Origin of the sequence: Polynucleobacter sp. MWH-S4W17 (assembly GCF_018687535.1) — a bacterium.
GTDB lineage: Bacteria > Pseudomonadota > Gammaproteobacteria > Burkholderiales > Burkholderiaceae > Polynucleobacter.
Map to the genome: position 1 here is coordinate 1,311,926 of NZ_CP061295.1, position 19,167 is coordinate 1,331,092.

The 19,167-nt window shown below is 45.6% G+C and carries 20 protein-coding genes; 10 read left to right on the top strand and 10 right to left on the bottom strand.

Annotated elements, in window-relative coordinates; genetic code table 11:
• Positions 1-4: 4 nt before the first annotated feature.
• From C2755_RS06465 to C2755_RS06480, 4 genes are read right to left on the bottom strand one after another with little or no spacing between them, the layout of a single operon-like run.
• The gene (locus tag C2755_RS06465; protein WP_215320165.1) at positions 5-988 is read right to left on the bottom strand and encodes a tripartite tricarboxylate transporter substrate binding protein; all 984 of its coding nucleotides are present in this window, start codon (positions 986-988) and stop codon (positions 5-7) included.
• 28 nt (positions 989-1,016) lie between these two features.
• A complete protein-coding gene (locus C2755_RS06470; protein ID WP_215276812.1) occupies positions 1,017-2,066 on the bottom strand; it encodes an Ldh family oxidoreductase in 1,050 nt (349 codons plus the stop codon).
• A 6-nt stretch (positions 2,067-2,072) separates the two neighbouring features.
• The gene (locus tag C2755_RS06475; RefSeq protein WP_215320167.1) at positions 2,073-2,807 is read right to left on the bottom strand and encodes a GntR family transcriptional regulator; all 735 of its coding nucleotides are present in this window, start codon (positions 2,805-2,807) and stop codon (positions 2,073-2,075) included.
• 1 nt (position 2,808) lies between these two features.
• Positions 2,809-3,741, bottom strand: coding sequence for an SMP-30/gluconolactonase/LRE family protein (locus C2755_RS06480; RefSeq protein WP_072583457.1), 933 nt, complete (start codon positions 3,739-3,741; stop codon positions 2,809-2,811).
• A 140-nt stretch (positions 3,742-3,881) separates the two neighbouring features.
• Here C2755_RS06480 and C2755_RS06485 point away from each other — a divergent pair, with 140 nt between their 5' ends.
• The 4 genes from C2755_RS06485 (at position 3,882) to C2755_RS06500 (ending at position 7,856) form a co-directional block, all read left to right on the top strand.
• On the top strand, positions 3,882-4,817 hold the full coding sequence (locus C2755_RS06485) for a 3-hydroxyacyl-CoA dehydrogenase family protein (protein WP_215320169.1): 936 nt from the start codon (positions 3,882-3,884) through the stop codon (positions 4,815-4,817).
• A gap of 135 nt (positions 4,818-4,952) precedes the next feature.
• A complete protein-coding gene (locus C2755_RS06490) occupies positions 4,953-6,500 on the top strand; it encodes a UxaA family hydrolase (RefSeq protein WP_215320171.1) in 1,548 nt (515 codons plus the stop codon).
• Positions 6,501-6,561: 61 nt separating this feature from the next.
• Complete coding sequence (locus C2755_RS06495) at positions 6,562-7,542, top strand: DnaJ C-terminal domain-containing protein (RefSeq protein WP_215320173.1); 981 nt, start codon at positions 6,562-6,564, stop codon at positions 7,540-7,542.
• Positions 7,543-7,547: 5 nt separating this feature from the next.
• Complete coding sequence (locus C2755_RS06500; RefSeq protein WP_215320175.1) at positions 7,548-7,856, top strand: chaperone modulator CbpM; 309 nt, start codon at positions 7,548-7,550, stop codon at positions 7,854-7,856.
• A 9-nt stretch (positions 7,857-7,865) separates the two neighbouring features.
• Here C2755_RS06500 and C2755_RS06505 read toward each other — a convergent pair whose 3' ends face one another.
• Positions 7,866-9,794 (bottom strand): ATP-binding cassette domain-containing protein, encoded by a 1,929-nt coding sequence (locus tag C2755_RS06505; protein WP_215320177.1) that lies wholly within the window; start codon positions 9,792-9,794, stop codon positions 7,866-7,868.
• 67 nt (positions 9,795-9,861) lie between these two features.
• Here C2755_RS06505 and C2755_RS06510 point away from each other — a divergent pair, with 67 nt between their 5' ends.
• Positions 9,862-10,458, top strand: a complete 597-nt coding sequence (locus C2755_RS06510) for an ATP-binding protein (RefSeq protein ID WP_215320179.1) — start codon at positions 9,862-9,864, stop codon at positions 10,456-10,458.
• Positions 10,459-10,519: 61 nt separating this feature from the next.
• Here C2755_RS06510 and C2755_RS06515 read toward each other — a convergent pair whose 3' ends face one another.
• The 3 genes from C2755_RS06515 to C2755_RS06525 form a co-directional block, all read right to left on the bottom strand.
• Complete coding sequence (locus C2755_RS06515; protein ID WP_215320181.1) at positions 10,520-11,155, bottom strand: OmpW family protein; 636 nt, start codon at positions 11,153-11,155, stop codon at positions 10,520-10,522.
• A gap of 169 nt (positions 11,156-11,324) precedes the next feature.
• Positions 11,325-12,740 (bottom strand): oxygen-independent coproporphyrinogen III oxidase, encoded by a 1,416-nt coding sequence (gene hemN, locus C2755_RS06520; RefSeq protein WP_215320183.1) that lies wholly within the window; start codon positions 12,738-12,740, stop codon positions 11,325-11,327.
• Between the two features lie 18 nt (positions 12,741-12,758).
• Positions 12,759-14,372, bottom strand: a complete 1,614-nt coding sequence (locus tag C2755_RS06525) for an NAD(P)/FAD-dependent oxidoreductase (RefSeq protein WP_215320185.1) — start codon at positions 14,370-14,372, stop codon at positions 12,759-12,761.
• Positions 14,373-14,493: 121 nt separating this feature from the next.
• On the opposite strand from C2755_RS06525, the gene C2755_RS06530 reads away from it, so the two are divergent.
• Complete coding sequence (locus C2755_RS06530; protein WP_215320187.1) at positions 14,494-15,039, top strand: YaeQ family protein; 546 nt, start codon at positions 14,494-14,496, stop codon at positions 15,037-15,039.
• A 9-nt stretch (positions 15,040-15,048) separates the two neighbouring features.
• Complete coding sequence (locus C2755_RS06535) at positions 15,049-15,465, top strand: putative toxin-antitoxin system toxin component, PIN family (protein ID WP_215320189.1); 417 nt, start codon at positions 15,049-15,051, stop codon at positions 15,463-15,465.
• On the opposite strand, the gene C2755_RS06540 is transcribed toward C2755_RS06535, so the two are convergent.
• The gene (locus C2755_RS06540) at positions 15,460-16,458 is read right to left on the bottom strand and encodes an LLM class flavin-dependent oxidoreductase (RefSeq protein WP_215320191.1); all 999 of its coding nucleotides are present in this window, start codon (positions 16,456-16,458) and stop codon (positions 15,460-15,462) included. The two genes, C2755_RS06535 and C2755_RS06540, sit on opposite strands and share 6 nt — an antisense overlap.
• Before the next feature lie 33 nt (positions 16,459-16,491).
• On the opposite strand from C2755_RS06540, the gene C2755_RS06545 reads away from it, so the two are divergent.
• From C2755_RS06545 to C2755_RS06555, 3 genes are read left to right on the top strand one after another with little or no spacing between them, the layout of a single operon-like run.
• A complete protein-coding gene (locus C2755_RS06545; RefSeq protein ID WP_215320193.1) occupies positions 16,492-16,713 on the top strand; it encodes a hypothetical protein in 222 nt (73 codons plus the stop codon).
• Between the two features lie 10 nt (positions 16,714-16,723).
• Positions 16,724-16,924, top strand: a complete 201-nt coding sequence (locus C2755_RS06550) for a SlyX family protein (RefSeq protein WP_215320195.1) — start codon at positions 16,724-16,726, stop codon at positions 16,922-16,924.
• 60 nt (positions 16,925-16,984) lie between these two features.
• On the top strand, positions 16,985-17,332 hold the full coding sequence (locus C2755_RS06555) for a phage holin family protein (protein WP_215320197.1): 348 nt from the start codon (positions 16,985-16,987) through the stop codon (positions 17,330-17,332).
• Between the two features lie 27 nt (positions 17,333-17,359).
• Here the strand turns inward: C2755_RS06555 and C2755_RS06560 are convergent, their stop codons facing one another.
• A complete protein-coding gene (locus tag C2755_RS06560; RefSeq protein WP_215320199.1) occupies positions 17,360-19,159 on the bottom strand; it encodes an AsmA family protein in 1,800 nt (599 codons plus the stop codon).
• Positions 19,160-19,167: the final 8 nt, after the last annotated feature.

A 19,167-nucleotide genomic window follows, 5' to 3' on the forward strand; every position in this document is an offset into this window, starting at 1 on the left:
GTGATTAATCTAGCTTGATCTTTGCCTTCTCAATCACCACCTTCCATCGAGCAATATCTGAAAAATACAGGTCCGAGAATTGTTGCGTATTCATTGGGGCAATTTGTACTCCAGCCTTTTGAAAGCGGTCCTTCATCTCAGGGGTTTCTAGGATCTTCAAAATAGAGTTATTTAACTCCTTGATGATTCCTTGAGGGGTTTTGGCAGGAACAAATACTCCCTGCCACAAAGCCATCTCGTAACCCTTAACGCCCATCTCTTGAATCGTTACCAATTCTGGAGCGCCACTAAAACGATTTTTACTAGTAACAGCCAGTGCCCTTACCTTGTCGCCTTTATATAAAGGGAGGCCTACTGGCATCCCTGCAAAATAAAAGTCAATCTGCCCGCCCATTAGGTCTGTAGCAGCGGGTGACCCCCCTTTATACGGAATATGAATCGCCTGTAATCCAGTAGTGGCTAAAAATAATTCGCCAGCCATATGATCGGAGTTACCAATTCCTGAAGAGCCAAAACTCAATTTACCTGGCTCGGCTTTAAGCATTGCCATTAAATCTGCAACACTCTTGGCTGGTGAGTTGTTATTGACAATCAGAATATGAGGAGTTGCCGCGACCCCAACGACCGGCAATAAATCTTTTTGGCCATTGAACGGCAGTTTTGGATTGGCTGCCACATTAATAGCCAGGCCATTTTGTGCGAACAAGATGGTGTAGCCATCAGGGGCGCTTTTTGCTACCGCATCCGCTGCCAGGCTTCCTGCTGCGCCGCCACGATTCTCAACAATAATGGGCTGCTTTAAAGCAATACTGAGATCATTGGCAATCATCCTGCCGACAATATCAGTAGAGCTTCCCGGCGCATAACCAATCATCATCTTGATGGGTTTATCAGGGTAGGCAGCCAATGCTGCCCCCACAAATACTGGAACAACCGCCGGAACAACTACCGCACTTATTACTATGTTTTTTATTAGTTTTTTAAACATATGTCTCCTCCAGTAATTTAGTATTTTTTTAAAACCTTAAAGCGGGGATGCCGCATTCCTGAGCGCAAGCATTCAATGCCTCTAGTAGCTCGGGCGAAACAGGGATACCCCTTTCACTTCTCTCAGCCATTGTTTTTGCTGCGCCCTCACCTGGCACACGAATCTCTTTAACGCCAGGCAATGTTGATGAATTTTTCAAATCATTCACTAAAGCAATTACTCTGTTTATAAACTCTTCCGTGTTACCAAACGCACTTGGATCGACTGCAATAATCGTTTGCCCCGTGTTTGTAACCAAGTCGTGGTGAGCATTGAAATCAATTGTTCCCTTGCCAACTGCTGCATTATTAAGTGCGCCTGCAAGCAAGCCAATCATGACTGCTAAGCCATAACCCTTATATCCACCAATGGGCAATAAAGATCCTTCGGCAGATTTTTTAGGGTCCGTTATTGGCTTGCCCTGGCGATCAATCATCCAATCATCTGGAATGGACTCCCCCTTTTGCGCAGCTACTTTTACTTTGCCGTAGGCTGCAACAGTAGTTGCAATATCCAAAAGCACTGTTGGCCCATCGCCTGCTGGCACCGCAATCGCAATTGGATTGGTTGATAACAATAAATCAATGCCGCCCCATGGCGCCATATGATTTGCATTACCAACAGCCATATAAATACCGATATAGCCCTGCTCCGCTAACTTACGAACATATACCGAAGCGGCGCCTGAATGATTGCCGTAGTGACTACCAATCCAACATACGCTGTGCTGCTTCACTTTTTCGATAGCGAGGTCTACGGCTCTATTCATGACTAAGTGCCCTAAGGCATTGTCACCATTAATCAACGCAGTTGCACCCTGCTCGCGCTCAATATGAATATTGGGATGCAAATTAACACCGCCAGCACGAATTCTTTTTAAATAGGCGGGCAAACGGAAAATGCCATGACCATCAGCGCCTACGAGATCAGACTGCACCATCAGATTGGCAATGATGTCTGCATCACTTGCAGGAACTTTCTCTGCTTGCAGTGCGCTCGAGATAAAACGCTCTGTATCAGTTATAGATAAATAGTTCATTCTGATTTAAGCCTCTGAGCTCGCTTTAAATTCCATGCTGTAAACATATTTATTCTCCGGATGATGCGTTACTGTCACTTCAAATAATTTATCCTGATCATCAAAATAGCGGCGAATAATGACCAGACATGCAGTGTCAGGCTTGATGTGAAGTTTTTCCGCAATTTCTGGCGACACTTGAGAAGCATATACATCTACCTCCGCCCTCTCGATACGAGCGCCATATTTTTCCTCAATCTGCTCATACACCATTACCTGGGTGTGTTCTGGATCTTTTGTCAACGAAGCAAACTGGGGCAATATATAAATATCCGTCCAGGCTATGACCTCCTCCGCCTGCTGACGCTTTCGAATTCCGCCAATGTGGTACCAAGATGATCCAACCGGTGCACCAACAATCTGGCTTAGGGACTTATCTAGCTCAATAAATTCTTCGACTATGTTCTGACGATAGGTATCACGTGAATAACTCAGAATATCAATTGGAGAGTTATAGCTTTGGGTGAAACGGCGTAAGCGCTGTCTAGACACCACCTTTGTAGGCGCGCCTTGATGGCGATAAATCAGGCCATTAGATTCCAGAATTTGTAGTGCATGCCGCAATGTATGCCGACTAGACTGAAAATCCCTACAAAGATCCGCCTCGGCAGGCAAGACGGATCCCACTGGCCAATCACCGTTATAAATACGCTGCTCTAGCGTTTTGGCTAAAGACTTATATAACGGTGATCGTTCACTCAATTTAAGAAAGTCCAAACATTTTTTTACCAGCAACTGGCAAACGTGCTTTCAGAATATCGCCAGATAAAGACTCGGTAATGTAGAGATCTTTTCCATCCGCCCCACCAAAACACATATTAGCCAAATGATGGTGATGTGGGTTCTCAGAGTAGATCAAGTGGGTTGGCAGCATATTGTTATCAAATCTCCAGATTCCAATACCTAGGTGACATACCAACAAGCCGTTTTCTGAATCCATTTCAATACCATCTGGACCTGCAACGCCACCTGTTAACTGTATCGCTACACCTGTCTTGGAAACAGAGCCGTCAGCCATCAAAGGCAATCTCCAAATTTGCTGAGATCTAGTGGCCGCTACGAATACATGCTTTTCTTGAGTATTCAAAGTAATGCCGTTTGGGCTTGGCACATTTAGCGCCAAACGATCCAGTTGCCCATTGGCACGCAATCTAAACACGCGACCAGTTGGGTCAGCAATGCCGGTCTGACCTTGATCTGTGAAATACAAATCGCCATTCGAGGCAAAGTGAAGATCGTTCAAGCCTTTAAAGTTTTCGCTATACATCGATCCTAAGATAGTTTCAATTTTTCCAGTTTTTGGATCTAGCGCTAACAAACCTGCTTTGTAATCACAAATAAAAGCGCGCCCATCTTTATGAAACTTCATGCCGTTTGGCCAACCATCATATTGAGTAATCAGCTCCCACTCGCCCTTGGTGTCGATGCGGAAAATACGGCCAAAGGGAATGTCGACGAACCACAAATTGCCCTCACGATCGAATGAAGGCCCCTCTAAAAAGCACTCTACTTCTGCGCCTTGGCGATTAGGATCGGACCATCCTGTACGGGATTTTTTGCGAAACTTCTCTGGCATGGTTGAAAACACTTCCGTTTTAATTTTCTCAACGGGCTGGAAAGGGTTGTGCATCGTCATAAAGAGTCACCTGTGGTAAGTTGTACGGATAAGTAATTTTTGTTATTAAACAATTAAACCATAAATAATGATAACCTTAAGTCCTTGTTGATCAAAATTAATTTAAGCCGTTTATAACTTAACCGAATAAGTTGAAAAATATGAAATCTGTAGCTGTTATTGGAACCGGAATCATGGGTGCTGGCATTGCAGCTGGATTTATTGCCCAAAACATACCCGTAGTCATATTGGGCAGAACAAAAGATAAGGCTGATGCGTGTTTGGATAAAGCAATCAGTCTTGCAAAGAAAATTGGTATGGCTGGAGACAGTGCAACCAAGGATGAAGCTGACATTAAGAAGCAGCAATTCATTGGGATCTTGGAGGATTGGCAAGACTGGGACCAATTCTCCTGGATCATTGAGACTGTTGCCGAGAACTTAGAACTAAAACAAAAAGTTTTCCAACACCTTGATCAAGTAGTGCCAGCAGACATTCCTATTGGCAGCAATAGCTCAGGCTTCCCCATCAGTAAAATTGCAGAAGGCCTCAAAACAGCAAACCGCATGATGGGTGCGCACTATTTCATGCCAGCAGAAGTTGTCCCCCTAGTTGAGATTGTTATGGGACAAAAAACAGAACTTAAATATGCGGAGCAAGCTTGCGAGCTTTATAGGGCCATCGAAAAGAAGCCTGTCCTGGTAAAGAAGGATATTCCCGGATTTTTAGCAAACCGTATTCAACACGCCTTGATGAGAGAAGCGCTCTCGCTCGTACAAGAAGGAATTGCTACGCCAGCTGATATTGATGATGCCGTGAGGTATAGCTTTGGCTTCCGTTACGCCGCTGTAGGCCCAATGACACAGAAGGAAATTTCAGGCTGGGATGGGATGGCAAATGCTGCTAAGGAAATTTATCCATCGCTTTCCAATATCACTACACTACCTCCAAAAGTAGTTCAGCTCATGGCTGATGGAAAAACAGGCATGAAAGCTGGGGAAGGATTTAGGAAGTGGACCCCAGAAGAAATCAAAACCGTTTCCGACTCATACTCCCGTAGACTGAAAGCTGCTTTTGACGTTCTTAATATTGAATGATTGAGAAACCATGAGCGCCATCACCCCAAAATACCAGGGCGAATATATTAAGTCCGAAGCTACTAAGTGGGCCCCTATTGTTAAAAAATCTGGCGCAACTGCTGAATATTTAAACTATTAAATCGAAAGAAATTCATGATCGAAATCTCTGGAAAAAAACTAGCTGGTCCTATTATTCGCCTGCATCCTAATGACAATATTGTGGTCGCCCGGGTTGATGTTGGAATTGGCGCTGAAGTTCCTATTGAGCATTTTACAAGTCGCAGCCAAGTGCCTGCTGGCTACAAGATTGCCACCAAAAAGATCCTCAAGGGCGAGCCAATTCTGAAATACAACGTGACGGTAGGTTTTGCTAATACCGACATCGAACCCGGCACGATGGTGCATAGTCACAATACTGAGTTTCGCGAGTTTGATCGTGACTACGCTTATGCAAGCGAATATAAGCCGACCCAATTGTTGCCCGAAGCTCAACGAGCTACCTTCCAGGGCTATGTCAGACCCAATGGAAAAGTAGGAACACGTAATTACATCGGCATCTTGTCGACAGTAAACTGTTCAGCAACTGTTGTGAACAAAATTGCAGACTGGTTTACCCCCGAAAGATTGAAAGATTTTCCCAATGTAGATGGAGTCGTGGCGTTTAGTCATGACATCGGCTGCGGTATGGAAATGAGTGGTGAGCCAATGCAATTACTTCGCCGTACTATGGCTGGGTATGCTCGTCACCCCAACCTAGCAGCCGCTCTAATTGTGGGTCTCGGTTGTGAGCGTAATCAACTAAAAGGCTTGATGGAGCAAGAAGACCTGGCCGAAGGAAATACTCTGCATACCTTTATCATGCAAGAATCGGGCGGCACGCGCAAAACCATTGAGGCAGGTATCGAAGCTGTCAAAGCACTTTTGCCTGCAGCCAATCAAGCAAAACGGCAAACAGTGTCGGCAAGTCACCTGACGGTTGGCTTACAGTGTGGCGGTTCCGATGGCTTCTCTTCAATTACAGCCAATCCCGCACTAGGTGCCGCGATTGATATTTTGTCCCGCCATGGTGGCACTGGAATTCTTTCGGAAACTCCAGAGATTTATGGTGTAGAGCATACCCTTACCCGCCGCGCTGTTAGCAAAGAAGTGGGTGAAAAGCTCATTAAACGAATTCGCTGGTGGAAAGATGAATACTCCGTCGGTAGAGATGTGCAAATCAATGGGCAAGTGAGCCCAGGAAATCAGATCGGTGGCTTGGCCAATATATTTGAAAAATCCCTCGGATCTTCGATGAAAGGTGGTACTGGTCCACTAATGGAAGTCTATAAATATGCAGAACCGGTAAATACCAAGGGCTTTGTATTCATGGATACGCCTGGATTTGATCCGGTATCCGCTACTGGCCAAATCGCAGGTGGGGCCAATCTTGTTGCCTTCACCACCGGTCGCGGTTCGATGTTCGGCTCTAAGCCAGCACCCTGCATCAAGTTGGCCACTAACACCCCAATGTATGAGCGTCTTACCGAGGATATGGACATTAACTGTGGCGAGATTTTGGATGGCACTGTCTCAGTCCAGGAGATGGGGCAACGGATCTTTGATTTATTTCTCCGCACTGCCTCTGGAGAGCCCTCCAAAAGCGAATTATTGGGGTTGGGTGACTATGAATTTGTACCCTGGCAAATTGGGGTAATGAGCTAATAGAACTGTAGAATTAATCCTATTAGCTCAACCCAGATAGAAACCAAACTGAAACAGGCTTATGAAATTTAGGGATTACTACGAAACACTCGGCGTTGCTCGTGGCGCCACTGAAGCTGAGATTAAATCAGCCTATCGCAAGCTTGCTCGCAAATACCATCCGGATGTAAACAAAGAAGCTGGTGCTGAAGAGCAGTTTAAGCAAATCGGCGAAGCTTATGCTGTTTTAAAAGACACTGAAAAGCGCGCCGCCTACGATCGCTTTGGTGAGAACTGGAAAAACGGTCAAGACTTTACCCCTCCCCCAAACTGGAATGAAGGCTTTGAATATTCTGATGGCGGCTATGGTGGCGGTCATCCTGGTTATGGCGGTGGCTTTGAAGGTGATCAAAGCGAATTCTTTGAGTCGCTCTTTGGTAGAGGCAAACATCGCCAAGGTGGTCGCGGTGGCAACCCCCGTCAGGGCATGAACTTCAAAGGCCAAGATCATCACGCCAAAATTTTGATTGATCTTGCAGACGCGTACAACGGTGCCAAACGTACGATTGCGCTACACATGCCCGTGCAAGATGCGAACGGTCATGTCAGCACCCAAGAGCGCAAGTTAGATGTCAGCATTCCCAAAGGTATTAAGGCTGGACAAAACCTGCGTCTATCTGGACAAGGCGGTCCTGGTGTTGGCGAAGGCCCTGCCGGTGACCTTTATTTAGAAATTGATTTCCATCCAAACCCAATCTACCGCGTAGAGGGCAAAGATGTCTTCATCGATATTCCTTTGGCACCATGGGAAGCGGCTTTAGGAACAACTGTTAATGTACCTACACCAGCAGGCAGCACTTTGGAATTAAAGATTCCGGCTGGAACGGTAGCAGGTCGCAAGATGCGACTCAAAGGCAAAGGTATTCCAAGCGCAGATGCTGGCGATCTCTATGTTGTACCTTCTATCGCACTGCCACCAGCAGATACAGATGCACGCAAAGAAGCCTATCAATCATTTGAAAAAGCTTTTGATTTCAACCCTAGAACTCACTTGAAGGGATGATCGAGATGACACAGACTAATATCACTTGGATTGAAGGTGAAGTTGTTGAGAATGACGTTCACATGACTATTGTTGAACTCTCCCATGCATCACGCACTGCAGAAGATCTCATCATGACTTGGGTTACAGAAGGGGTTTTAAGCCCGACAGGATCATCACCTCAAGATTGGCGCTTTACTGGTGACTCTTTGAGAAGAGCAAAAACTGCTGCGCATCTCACACACGATTTAGAGTTAAATGTACCAGGCGTTGCCCTCGCACTCGACTTACTTGATGAGATTGCCCAGCTACGCGCCCGATTGCCACGCGGCTAGGCTGTAGCGTTAGGACTCTGAACGACTCAAAAGCTGCTCCCAGCGTTGCAGCTTTTGATCTAAGTCGGCAGTGATTTCACTAAGGCGGGCTTGCATACTAGCCGCCAACTCAGGTTCATTTTTATAGAGATCTGGGTTACTCATAGCAATCCCAATATCAGCCTGCTCAGTTTCTAATGTCTCGATTTGCAATGGTAAGGCTTCTAGCTCTTGACGCTCTTTGCCGTTGAGCTTCTGGACTCCGCTTTTAGCAGCTGGCTTTGCTTCTACTTTAGCCTCGGTCTTCACCTCTGCTTTAGCTTCCAGCTTTTCCACTGATTTTGAATTTCCATTGGCAGCGCGAATCTTATCTGAACGCGCTTTCTGAATCTTCCAATCCTCGTAACCACCTTCATACTCTCGCCAAAAACCATCACCCTCATTCGCAATGATGCTGGTAACAACGTTATCCAAGAAGTAACGATCATGACTTACCAAGAAAACAGTGCCTTTATAGTCTTGCAAGAGTTGCTCTAGCAAATCTAAAGTATCAATATCTAAGTCATTGGTTGGCTCATCTAAAACCAATACGTTAGCTGGTCTGGCAAATAAACGCGCTAGTAACAAGCGATTGCGCTCGCCACCAGATAAGGTGCTCACCGGAGAATTGGTTCTCTCGGGTGCAAATAAGAAATCACTCAGATAACTTTTAACGTGCTTCTTATTGCCATTGATTTCAATCCACTCGCTACCAGGGCTAATGTAATCTTCTAGTGAAGCATTGAGATCCAAGCCTTCGCGCATTTGATCGAAATAAGCCACCTCAATGCGTGTTCCCATAGTGGCAGTACCCGAGTCGGGTGTAATAGTTCCCAAAATTAATTTGAGCAAAGTTGTTTTACCTGCGCCATTAGGGCCTAGTAATCCCACTTTATCGCCACGCAATATCGTTGCCGTGAAGTCTTTCACGATCGGACGATCATAGGTTTTGCTGACATTCTGTAAATCAGCCACAATCTTACCGCTACGATCACCAGCAGAAACCGCCAACTTCACCTGCCCCATGGCATCCCTGCGTTCGGCACGACTGCTACGTAACTTTTCTAAGCGTGCAATTCGGGCAACGCTTCGAGTACGGCGAGCCTCAACCCCTTTACGAATCCAGACCTCTTCTTGCGCCAATAATTTATCGGCACGAGCATTAGCTAAGGATTCAGAGTTGAGCTCTTGCTCTTTTAATACTTCATATTGAGTAAAGTTACCTGGGTAACTACGCAGAATGCCGCGATCGAGCTCAACAATCTGGGTGCAGACGTTATCCAAGAAGGCGCGATCATGGGTAATCAAAATTACTGAACCCTGATACTCCTTAAGAAGTTCTTCCAACCACGCAATCGAATCCAAATCCAAATGGTTGGTTGGCTCATCAAGTAGTAGCACGTCAGGCATCTCAACTAAAGCACGCGCTAAGGCAACCCGTTTCTTAGTACCGCCAGAAAGTGTATTGATTTTGAGATCAGACTCCAAGTGCAAACGATCTAATGTTTCATAAACACGTTGCTCCCAATTCCAGCCGCTCAAGGCCTCTAATTGCGATTGCACTTCGTCAAGGCGATCATGGGAGGCATCATCCCACTCGCCAACGCTGAGGGCCTCGTATTCCTCGCGCAAGGCTTTTGCTTGAGCAACACCTTTGGAAACTGCCTCGAAGATAGTCTCTTCCGCCTCAAATATAGGCTCTTGGGGAACATATGCGATTCTGAGGCCTTGCTGATACTGCAAGAGACCATCGTCCAGCTTTTCTATACCAGCCAATATCTTCAACAAGGAAGATTTACCAGTGCCATTGCGGCCAATTAAGCCAACACGTTCACCGGATTCCAGTGAAAAAGCAGTGTTTGCGAGGAGGTCAACGTGGCCAAAAGCCAGTTTTGCATCAGTGAGTACGATTAAAGCCATGGCGACATTATCGTCACTTCCCCAAAAGAGGAGATATTTCCACTTATTTCTGCGAGACTAGCTACTTATGGTCTGTAAATTAACTCCTTATGCGCCCCGCCTGATCCTCTTTGCGGGACATGCCGGCACTGGAAAGTCGACTTTAGCCAAAAAGGCTCTGCCTCTGATTATTGAGAAAACTGGAGAAGATTTTTTCTTTTTAGATAAAGACACCGTGTATGGCGACTTCAGCGCCCATGTCATGGGCCTCACTACTCAGAACCCAAATGACCGTGACAGCCCCTTCTACCTTGAGAATCTGCGCGATTGGGAGTACCAAGGTCTCATTAATATCGCCAGGGAGAATTTGCTTTTAGGGGTAAATGTCATTCTGATCGGCCCATTCTCGAAGGAGATTCAGAGTGGCAAGATGTTTGATGCGCAGAAATTGGGGGTGCCCCCACAGACCTCTATTCAGATTGCTTGGATTGACCTAGAGGAGTCTGAAGCCAAAAAGCGGATGGAGAAACGAGCTGACCCAAGAGACGAATGGAAGCTTGCTCACTGGGATCAATATGCTAAGCGGAGAATAGAGCCGCCAGACCACGCTAAATTGCATCGGTTTAATAATTTCACCTTTAATGAAGGGGTGTTTGAAAAACTCGTCGATGACTTATCCCGGTAATTTTGAGACAAAAAAATAGAGCCCCTAAGGAGCCCTATCTCAATACCCAAGAACTGAATTCTTAGAACTTGTAAGTTACGCCAACTGCTGGCATCCACGGGTTCAATGTCAACTTGCCAGATGCACCGGCAAGCGCTCCGCTACCAGTTACATTGGTACTCATAGTTGCATATTTCACATCAACGTTTAAACCCCAATTTCTATCCAACATGTAATCCATGCCAACTTGACCAACAAAACCAACGCTTGACTGATCAACTTGTACCTGATTTCCGAGCGCAGGGAAATTTTGACGATTTCCAAAGATGGTGTAATTGATGCCAGCGCCAACATAAGGTTTAAAAGCACCTAAGTCAGTAAAGTGGTACTGGGCTAAAAGTGATGGCGGTAAAGCTGTAATCTTACCGGCGTTGGCATTACCTGGGCCATAAGTAATATTCACCTGTTGCGGCCATGTCAACACCAATTCAGCTGCAATATTTTTTGTGAAAAAGTAAGAAACATCAAACTCAGGAATAACTTGATTTTTAGCTTTTACGTTTGCGGCTTGAACCAGGCCAGACTGTCCATTTTGCCAAAGCAGATCCACCGCGCGTACACGCACCATCCAAGGATTTTCTTGTGCCTGGGCTTGAGCCGCGATTGGGGCTAAAGATACAACTACAGCCATTGCCCCTACGAGTGATTTAATACGCATGATGGTTTCCCTTTTTGTTATCAATTTCGATGAAATCATTTTCGAATTGATACAGAGTGGGCGATTTGATACAAATCAAATCAACAGCCCCTGGGATTTTTTTCTTTGCTAAAAAGCAACAGTATTTTTGAGTGCATTTGATCTAAATCAAATTGCTTAAGGTTTGACACTACAAAACCTTGGAATAAGTCCCTTTAGCCTGGGATTCCCGGAGGTGCCGATCAAAAGTCATGGCCACTCGTCTAGCCAGGAGGCGACCCTTCGTGGGAACCAGAATACTTTCACCCTCCCAGCTGAGGAGACCGGCCTCCTCTAGACTCTTGAGTTCTTCCATTTCCGTCTTAAAGTAATTTGAGAATTCAATTTGATGCGATATTGAAAACGCTTTGGTGTCTAAGGCGAATTGGCACATCAACTCACCAATTAACTCACGGCGCAGAAGATCATCTTTATCAAGACGCAAACCTCGGAGTACCGGTAAGCGACCCGCATCTAATGCTTCGTAATATTCATCCAAAGTACGGACATTCTGAGAGTAGCAATCATCCACTTTACCAATAGAAGAGATTCCAAATGCCAGAAGATCGCACTCCGCCTGGGTGGAGTAACCCTGGAAGTTGCGATGCAACCTTCCTTCTTTTTGGGCTATAGCCAATTCATCATCAGGCTTAGCAAAATGATCCATGCCAATAAAGACGTAGCCAGCCTCGCCTAACCGTGCGATGGTATTAGACAAAATATCCAACTTATCAGCAGCAGCAGGCAAATCAGATTCAGCAATGCGGCGTTGCGGCTTAAAGATATGCGGCAAATGCGCATAGTTGTAAACAGACAAGCGATCTGGATTCATAGCCAGCACTGCATCTACCGTTTCTTTAAACGTTTCTGGTGTTTGCTTTGGTAGACCGTAGATTAAATCGACGCTGCGTGATTTAAATCCATACTTTCGGGACCAATCCATCACCGCTTGAGTTTCTTCAATCGTTTGCACGCGATGAACAGCCTCTTGAACTGCCAAGTTGAAATCCTGAACACCCAAGCTAATGCGGTTAAAGCCCAGATCAGCCAAGAGTGCAATATCTTGCTCAGTAACACGGCGTGGATCAATCTCAATTGAATACTCACCGTCAGGCAGCAGTTCAAAATGCTCGCGAGTGTGCTGCATCAACTCGGTCATCTCTTCATGAGATAAAAAAGTAGGCGTGCCTCCACCCCAATGCAATTGCGTAACGGGAATCTTTTTCTGAGCATCCATGGCTTTAGTAACCATGGCCATTTCTTTGGCAAGATACTTGATATATTTAGCGCTACGCCCATGATCCTTGGTGATGATCTTGTTGCAACCACAGTAATAGCAAATATTGGGGCAAAACGGCAAATGAAAATATAAAGACAGCGACTCATTCGCTTTAGCCACCCGCTCTAATGCCCCTAGATAATCAGCCTCAGAAAAATCCCCATGAAATCGATCTGCACTTGGATAAGAGGTATAGCGCGGTCCATTAATATCAAACCTCTTCAATAACTCCGGATGAAAAAGAACTTCTTTTTCTTCGGTCGATGAATGAGTTACTGCAGAATTCATGGGGTTCTTATGTGATATTTACTTTGACAGATAGTCTAGCGCGACTGCTTCTGCTACTTTAATCCCATCAACACCTGCCGACAAGATTCCACCGGCATAGCCAGCACCCTCTCCCGCTGGATAAAGGCCTTTGATATTCAGACTCTGATAGTTGGCGCCTCGAGTAATTCGCAAAGGGGAAGAAGTGCGTGTCTCCACACCAGTTAAAACAGCATCTTTCATAGAGAAGCCTTTGATTTGCTTTTCAAAAGCGGGAATCGCCTCACGAATGGCCTCAATGGCATAAGCGGGCAAGCTATCTGCCAGATCCGTTAAATGAACGCCGGGCTTATATGACGGCATGACGCTACCGAACTGAGTTGAAGGCTTGCCTTCTAAAAAGTCGCCAATCAGTTGACCCGGCGCTTCATAAGTTCTACCACCTAATTCAAAAGCCTTTGATTCAATAGCACGCTGAAACTCAATTCCCGCCAATGGGCCACCCGGGTAATCTTCTGGAGTAATGCCAACAACGATTCCCGCATTGGCATTTCGTTCGTTACGAGAATATTGGCTCATGCCATTGGTTACAACTCGATTCGGCTCGGAGGTGGCAGCGACCACTGTCCCACCAGGGCACATGCAAAAACTATAGACGGAACGACCATTTTTGGCGTGATGAACCAATTTGTAATCTGCCGCGCCAATTAACTCATTGCCAGCATGAGGACCCAGGCGTGCTTTATCGATCAGTGATTGGGGATGCTCAATCCGAAAGCCAACAGAAAAGGACTTAGATTCCATGAAGACACCGGCATGATGCAAGGCTTCAAAGGTATCCCGTGCACTGTGCCCCAGAGCCAAGATGACATGGTTGGCAGGTAGATCTTCTTGCCCTTCAATCTTGACCCCTGTAATTTGCTCATTCTCAATATCAAAGCCAATCACCTTTTGCGAGAACCGAATCTCACCACCTAAGTCAATAATTTCCTGACGCATTTTCTCGACTACGCCAACTAGGCGGAAGGTGCCGATATGCGGCTTAGCTACATAGGTAATTTCTGCGGGAGCGCCAGCTTTCACAAACTCATGAATGACCTTGCGCCCATAAAACTTAGGATCTTTAATCTGACTGTACAACTTACCATCTGAAAACGTACCAGCACCGCCCTCTCCAAATTGCACATTGGATTCTGGATTTAAAACATTCTTACGCCATAAGCCCCAGGTATCTTGCGTGCGTTCGCGAACTTTCTTGCCGCGCTCAAGAACGATAGGCTTAAAACCCATTTGCGCCAATACTAGAGCGGCAAAAATACCGCATGGGCCAAATCCAACGACTACTGGGCGCAGTGCTTTTCCAGAATCTATAGCTTCAGGGGCTTTTGCTACAAAGTGATAGTTCGTATCCGGGGATGGTCTTACATGAAGATCTCCAGAAAATTGGTTCAGAAGAACATCTTCATGCTTTGCAGATAAGTCTACTGTATAGATAAAAGAGAGAGCGACGTTCTTTCGCGCATCGTAACTACGCTTAAAGACCTCAAATCGTATTAAGTCTTTAGCGTCTAAATTGAGGCGCTTCAATATCGCCTTCTCCAGAGCTTCTGGAGCATGGTCAATTGGCAGACGTAATTCAGTAATACGGATCATGGGTTTTTACGGTACACAGTACTTTGAGGTATTTCCAGGCTCATCAGGAGCCACAAGCCAAATAATACTGGTTATAGGTTAGCTCAGGCTAGGAGTTGGTTCATAAAGGCGATAATACGTCATGGCTCTACGCGCAACTATCCACAAAGTCGACCTTCATGTCGCAGATTCTGACCGCCACTACTATGGCAGCCATTCATTAACTATTGCTAAGCACCCTTCTGAGACTGAGCAGCGGATGATGATCCGCATCATCGCCTTTGCATTGCAGGCAAATGAGGATCTAGCGTTTACAAAGGGTTTGAGTGATACCGACGAACCCGATCTGTGGATTAAAGATCTTACCGATGCAATCAAGTTGTGGATTGAAATCGGTCAACCAGACGAGCGTCGTATTCTGAAAGCCTGTGGTCGTTCTGATCAAGTGATTGTCTATTGCTACGGCGGACATACCAGCAAAATCTGGTGGGATGGCATTGCCAACAAACTAACTCGTGCTCGCAATTTACAAATAATCTCTATACCAGCAGAACAAGCGGAAGAGCTGAACAAGTTGGTTGAGCGCAGCATGGTGATTCATGTCAATGTTCAAGATGGTGAGGCTTACGTCTCCTCTGATAAAGGGCAGGTCACTATTACCCCAGAGATTTGGCGCAACAATCAATAGGCGTTAGAAATGAAGGCAGTAGTTTTCGATACCAATGTCCTGCTAGATCTTTTTGTCTTTAATGACTTTAGAGCGCTTCATTTAAAGCAAGCGCTGATCGAAGGCAAAATAAATGCGCTCGCAACTCCAAACACTTTAGAAGAATTTGCTGATGTGATTGCTCGCCCCCTGTTTTCGCTCGATGAAGTACAACAAGAGCAAATTCGCCAGAAATGGCATGGTTTAGCAGGCATGATGGATGATAAAAACTTAGCCAAAGCACCCTGGCTATGCCAAGACCCGGATGACCAAGTCTTTTTAGACCTGGCTTACACCGCAAAGCCCTGCTTCTTAATCAGCAAAGACAATGCAGTGCTGCGATTTGCGAATCAGGCTGCAAAAGAACAAGTATTCATTACCGCAGATTACAACGTAGCGATCTTATAGGCTTTGCGCGGCCTGTGCGGCGATCTCAAATGATCTGAGACGAGCTTGATGATCGAAAATTTGCCCAGTCATGATGATTTCGTTTGCGCCAGTCAGATCCAACCAACGACGCATCCCCCGCTTTACCGTCTCTAGCGAACCAACCACTGAAACCTGCAAGGTATGATCTGCCGCCGCTTGCTCATGAGGCGCACAAAATTCATTCATGTCAGCAATTGGGGGTGGTAATTGCCCGCGAGTATTGCGCCGCATTCTGACAACATTTTGTTGCAAAGTAGTAAACAGATATTGAGCTTCTTCATCGGTATCTGCTGCAACTACATTCATCACAAATGCTGAATAGGGTTTATCTTGTTGTGCCGATGGCTTAAAGAGCTCACGATAAATCTTCATTGCCTCTAAAAGTTGCTCTGGCGCAAAGTGAGAGGCGAAGGCATAAGGTAAGCCAAAGTGAGCGGCTAATTGAGCCCCATACAAACTAGAACCCAAAATCCAGATGGGAACATTGCTATCCACTCCCGGTATTGCTTTTACAGATTGTCCTTCTTGTAGCGGGCCAAAATAATGCTGTAACTCACGGACATCCTGTGGAAAACGATCATCACTACCCAATAAATCCCTACGCAATGCCCTGGCAGTCATTTGGTCGGTGCCGGGTGCACGACCCAAGCCAAGCTCAATTCTTCCCGGGTATAAAGCTTCTAGGGTGCCAAATTGCTCAGCAATCACTAAGGGAGCATGATTTGGCAACATAACGCCACCTGAGCCCACCCGGATATGGGAGGTGCCAGCAGCGATGTAGCCAATCAAGACTGCAGTTGCAGAGCTCGCATTGCCCGTCATATTGTGATGTTCTGCCACCCAATAGCGGGTATAGCCCCATTTTTCAGCATGCCTTGCCACATCCAAGGAGTTGCGCAGTGCATCGGCAGCAGTAAAACCCTGGGGAATCGGAGATATATCTAGAATGGAGTATGGGATGGAATTTGCCATCGCTAGATCATACCGAGAAAGTGCATTGTTGACATGAGTAAACCCAAAATGGCCGATCCTGACGATGGCCTCTTTAAGCCAGGCAGTAGATTGCGCCACATTAAGACTGGTGGATTTTATAAAGTGGTCTTCTTGGCTAACGTAGAGGCAAATCTTGAGCCAGCCTACGTTTATGAATCCATGCAATCTCATGATTTTTGGATTAGGCCAAAAGCAGAAATGGAAGATGGGCGCTTTGAGCTTATCTCAGAATAGAAAGTAAGTTATGTCTGAAGAACGCATCACTAATCTAGAAATCAAATTAAGCTTCACAGAAGACTTAATTGAAAAGCTCAATGAGACCGTCTACAAGCAACAGCAGCAAATCGAATTTCTGTATCGCGAATTAAAGGCAATTAAAGAACAAGCCAGCGGTAGCGGAGGCGGAGGCGGAGGCCCTCAAGATGAAATCCCCCCGCACTATTAATCAACTGCTAATATAGCCATTAGGCATAAAATCCTTACAACACCAGCAAAGGAATCATCCATGAGCAACTTAACTCTATTTCTAGTCCAGTGGGGCTTAACTTCTTTATCCCTTTGGGTTGCCAGTTATATTTTTAGTGGCTTGCGCTTTGCAGATGGCGGCTCATTATTAATTGCCGCCCTCCTCTTAGGATTTGCCAATGCGATCGTTAAGCCTTTGCTCATTCTTTTCACGCTACCGTTAACGGTAGTAACTATGGGCCTCTTCTTGCTCGTGATTAATGCTTTGGTGTTGATGCTGGTTTCTGCAGTAGTAAGTGGTTTTACGATCTCTAGCTTCTGGACCGCTTTTTTTGCCAGCATCTTTATTTCTTTATTCAGTCTCTTTGTTAGCGGCTTAGTTTTTTAAAAGGCTGGTTTACGAGCTTAGCTAGTCTTACTTGCTAGCAGGATAGATATCAGACCAAGAGTGCAGCGCTGTTTTACATGGCTGCGACTTGGTCGCTAATGATTTAGCATTCTCCGCCGCAATACTAATACCGCCGGTTAAGAAACCTAGCCCAATGGAGACGGCGCTATTCACCACCCCTGCCTTATTCACTCCAGTTTGCGGGTTTTGTAAGGTTCCCTCAATTTTTACAAGTCCGGCCAGATTCAAGCCCGTTGTAAGGCCTGATTTTTCTCTTGGATTAATATTGATATTGAGAGCCTCGTCGGCAAGATTGATCGTGCCCGCCAAGGTGATATCAAGACGGTCCGTCTCAATGCCAACTGAATTCTGAATATTTACCATTCCACTATTGATGGGTAGGTAAGCAACTGCACAATTTAAGATAGTTTGATTGGATTTCTTGTACATTGGATTGATAGCATCTATTACAGTGATAACAAAGTCCCCGCCTTTATTGATGAACTTTGAATCTAATTTACTTTGCCCTAGTGAAACCTGAATAGCGCCATTAGCTCGACTAGCTATTTGATGTGGGCTCATCCCGCTCCCCTGCAAGCTCCAAGCGACTTTTGCATCACCACCAGATACTCTAGAGCTTGAATCAGTGACGGCAATAATTTGCTCTAAGGTAAAGTCTTTAGCAATACCCTTCACAGAAATCTTAGGCGTAGGGCTGGTGAACTGAGCAATGGAAAGTTGTGCTTGGGCACTTCCCTTGCCTACATTAAAGCTGAAATCGCTCGCATCAATCCTATCCTTCTGAAATCGGAGTGTCGTTTTGAAGTTAGTAAACGGCGCCTGATGCGGAATCCCAAGCTCAGTAATATTAATGTTGATCGAGCCGTCAGCCAAAGGCAAAAGATCAAAAGGCAGAGCGTCATCGGAGAATAAATACTTTCCTTGGGTCTTGTGTGTAGATGCTTGAGGAGTTTTTCCAGCTGATCCAGCAATAGCAACAGAACCCGCTAAAGGTCCTAAATCAAAGGATTTTGAATTGAGATTGATATTAAATTTTGGCAATAGATCTGGCTTTTTATCAATATCGCCCGTAATCGCAAGCGACTTACCGTTTAAGGTCAAAACTAAATCGAGATCTAGGTTTACTGGAGATTGATTCCAGGCGAAGTAAGCATTACGCAGTGAAGTTGTTTTACCCTTTAGATTTAGGGTGTAGTTAGCGCGCTGAACATCTACCAGAATCGTAGACCTTCCATCGCTAGCGTCTAAAGAAATTTTGGGAATGCTAATCGGGCTGGCTGCTTTTTCTCCGTCTTGATAATTGATATGGGCATCTACGACATCAAGAGTGTTAATGGAGACAAGGGCGTTATTAGAGGAGTCGCTATTTGCAGACTGCGTTACTGAACCACTGGCAACTATCGTAGGTGGAGTGAGGTTCCAATTACCCTCCCCAGCTTTATTGGTTTGTAAGTTCGACTCTAGCCCTCTTATACCGATTCTGCTGATTTCAACGCTACCTTTCAGAAGCGGAAGTATCCTAATATCTAATTCAATATGCTTGAATACAAACAAATCAGGGTTGCTTGCCCATGAGGCATTGCTCAAAGATACCTGTTCGGCTTTTACGCTAATTGATGGGAAAAGACTCAGACTTACTGGACCGGCGATTTTCAACTCACGCCCAGTAGCCTCTTTGACCGAAGCACTCAGGAGCTTGGTTACCTGGGCAGGATTTACAAAAGATGATGCATACCATGCACCCAAACCTATTATGGCAAGACAGCCTATCAGAGCAATAAGAGAAATCTTCAGGGTTTTATTCACCTAACCAT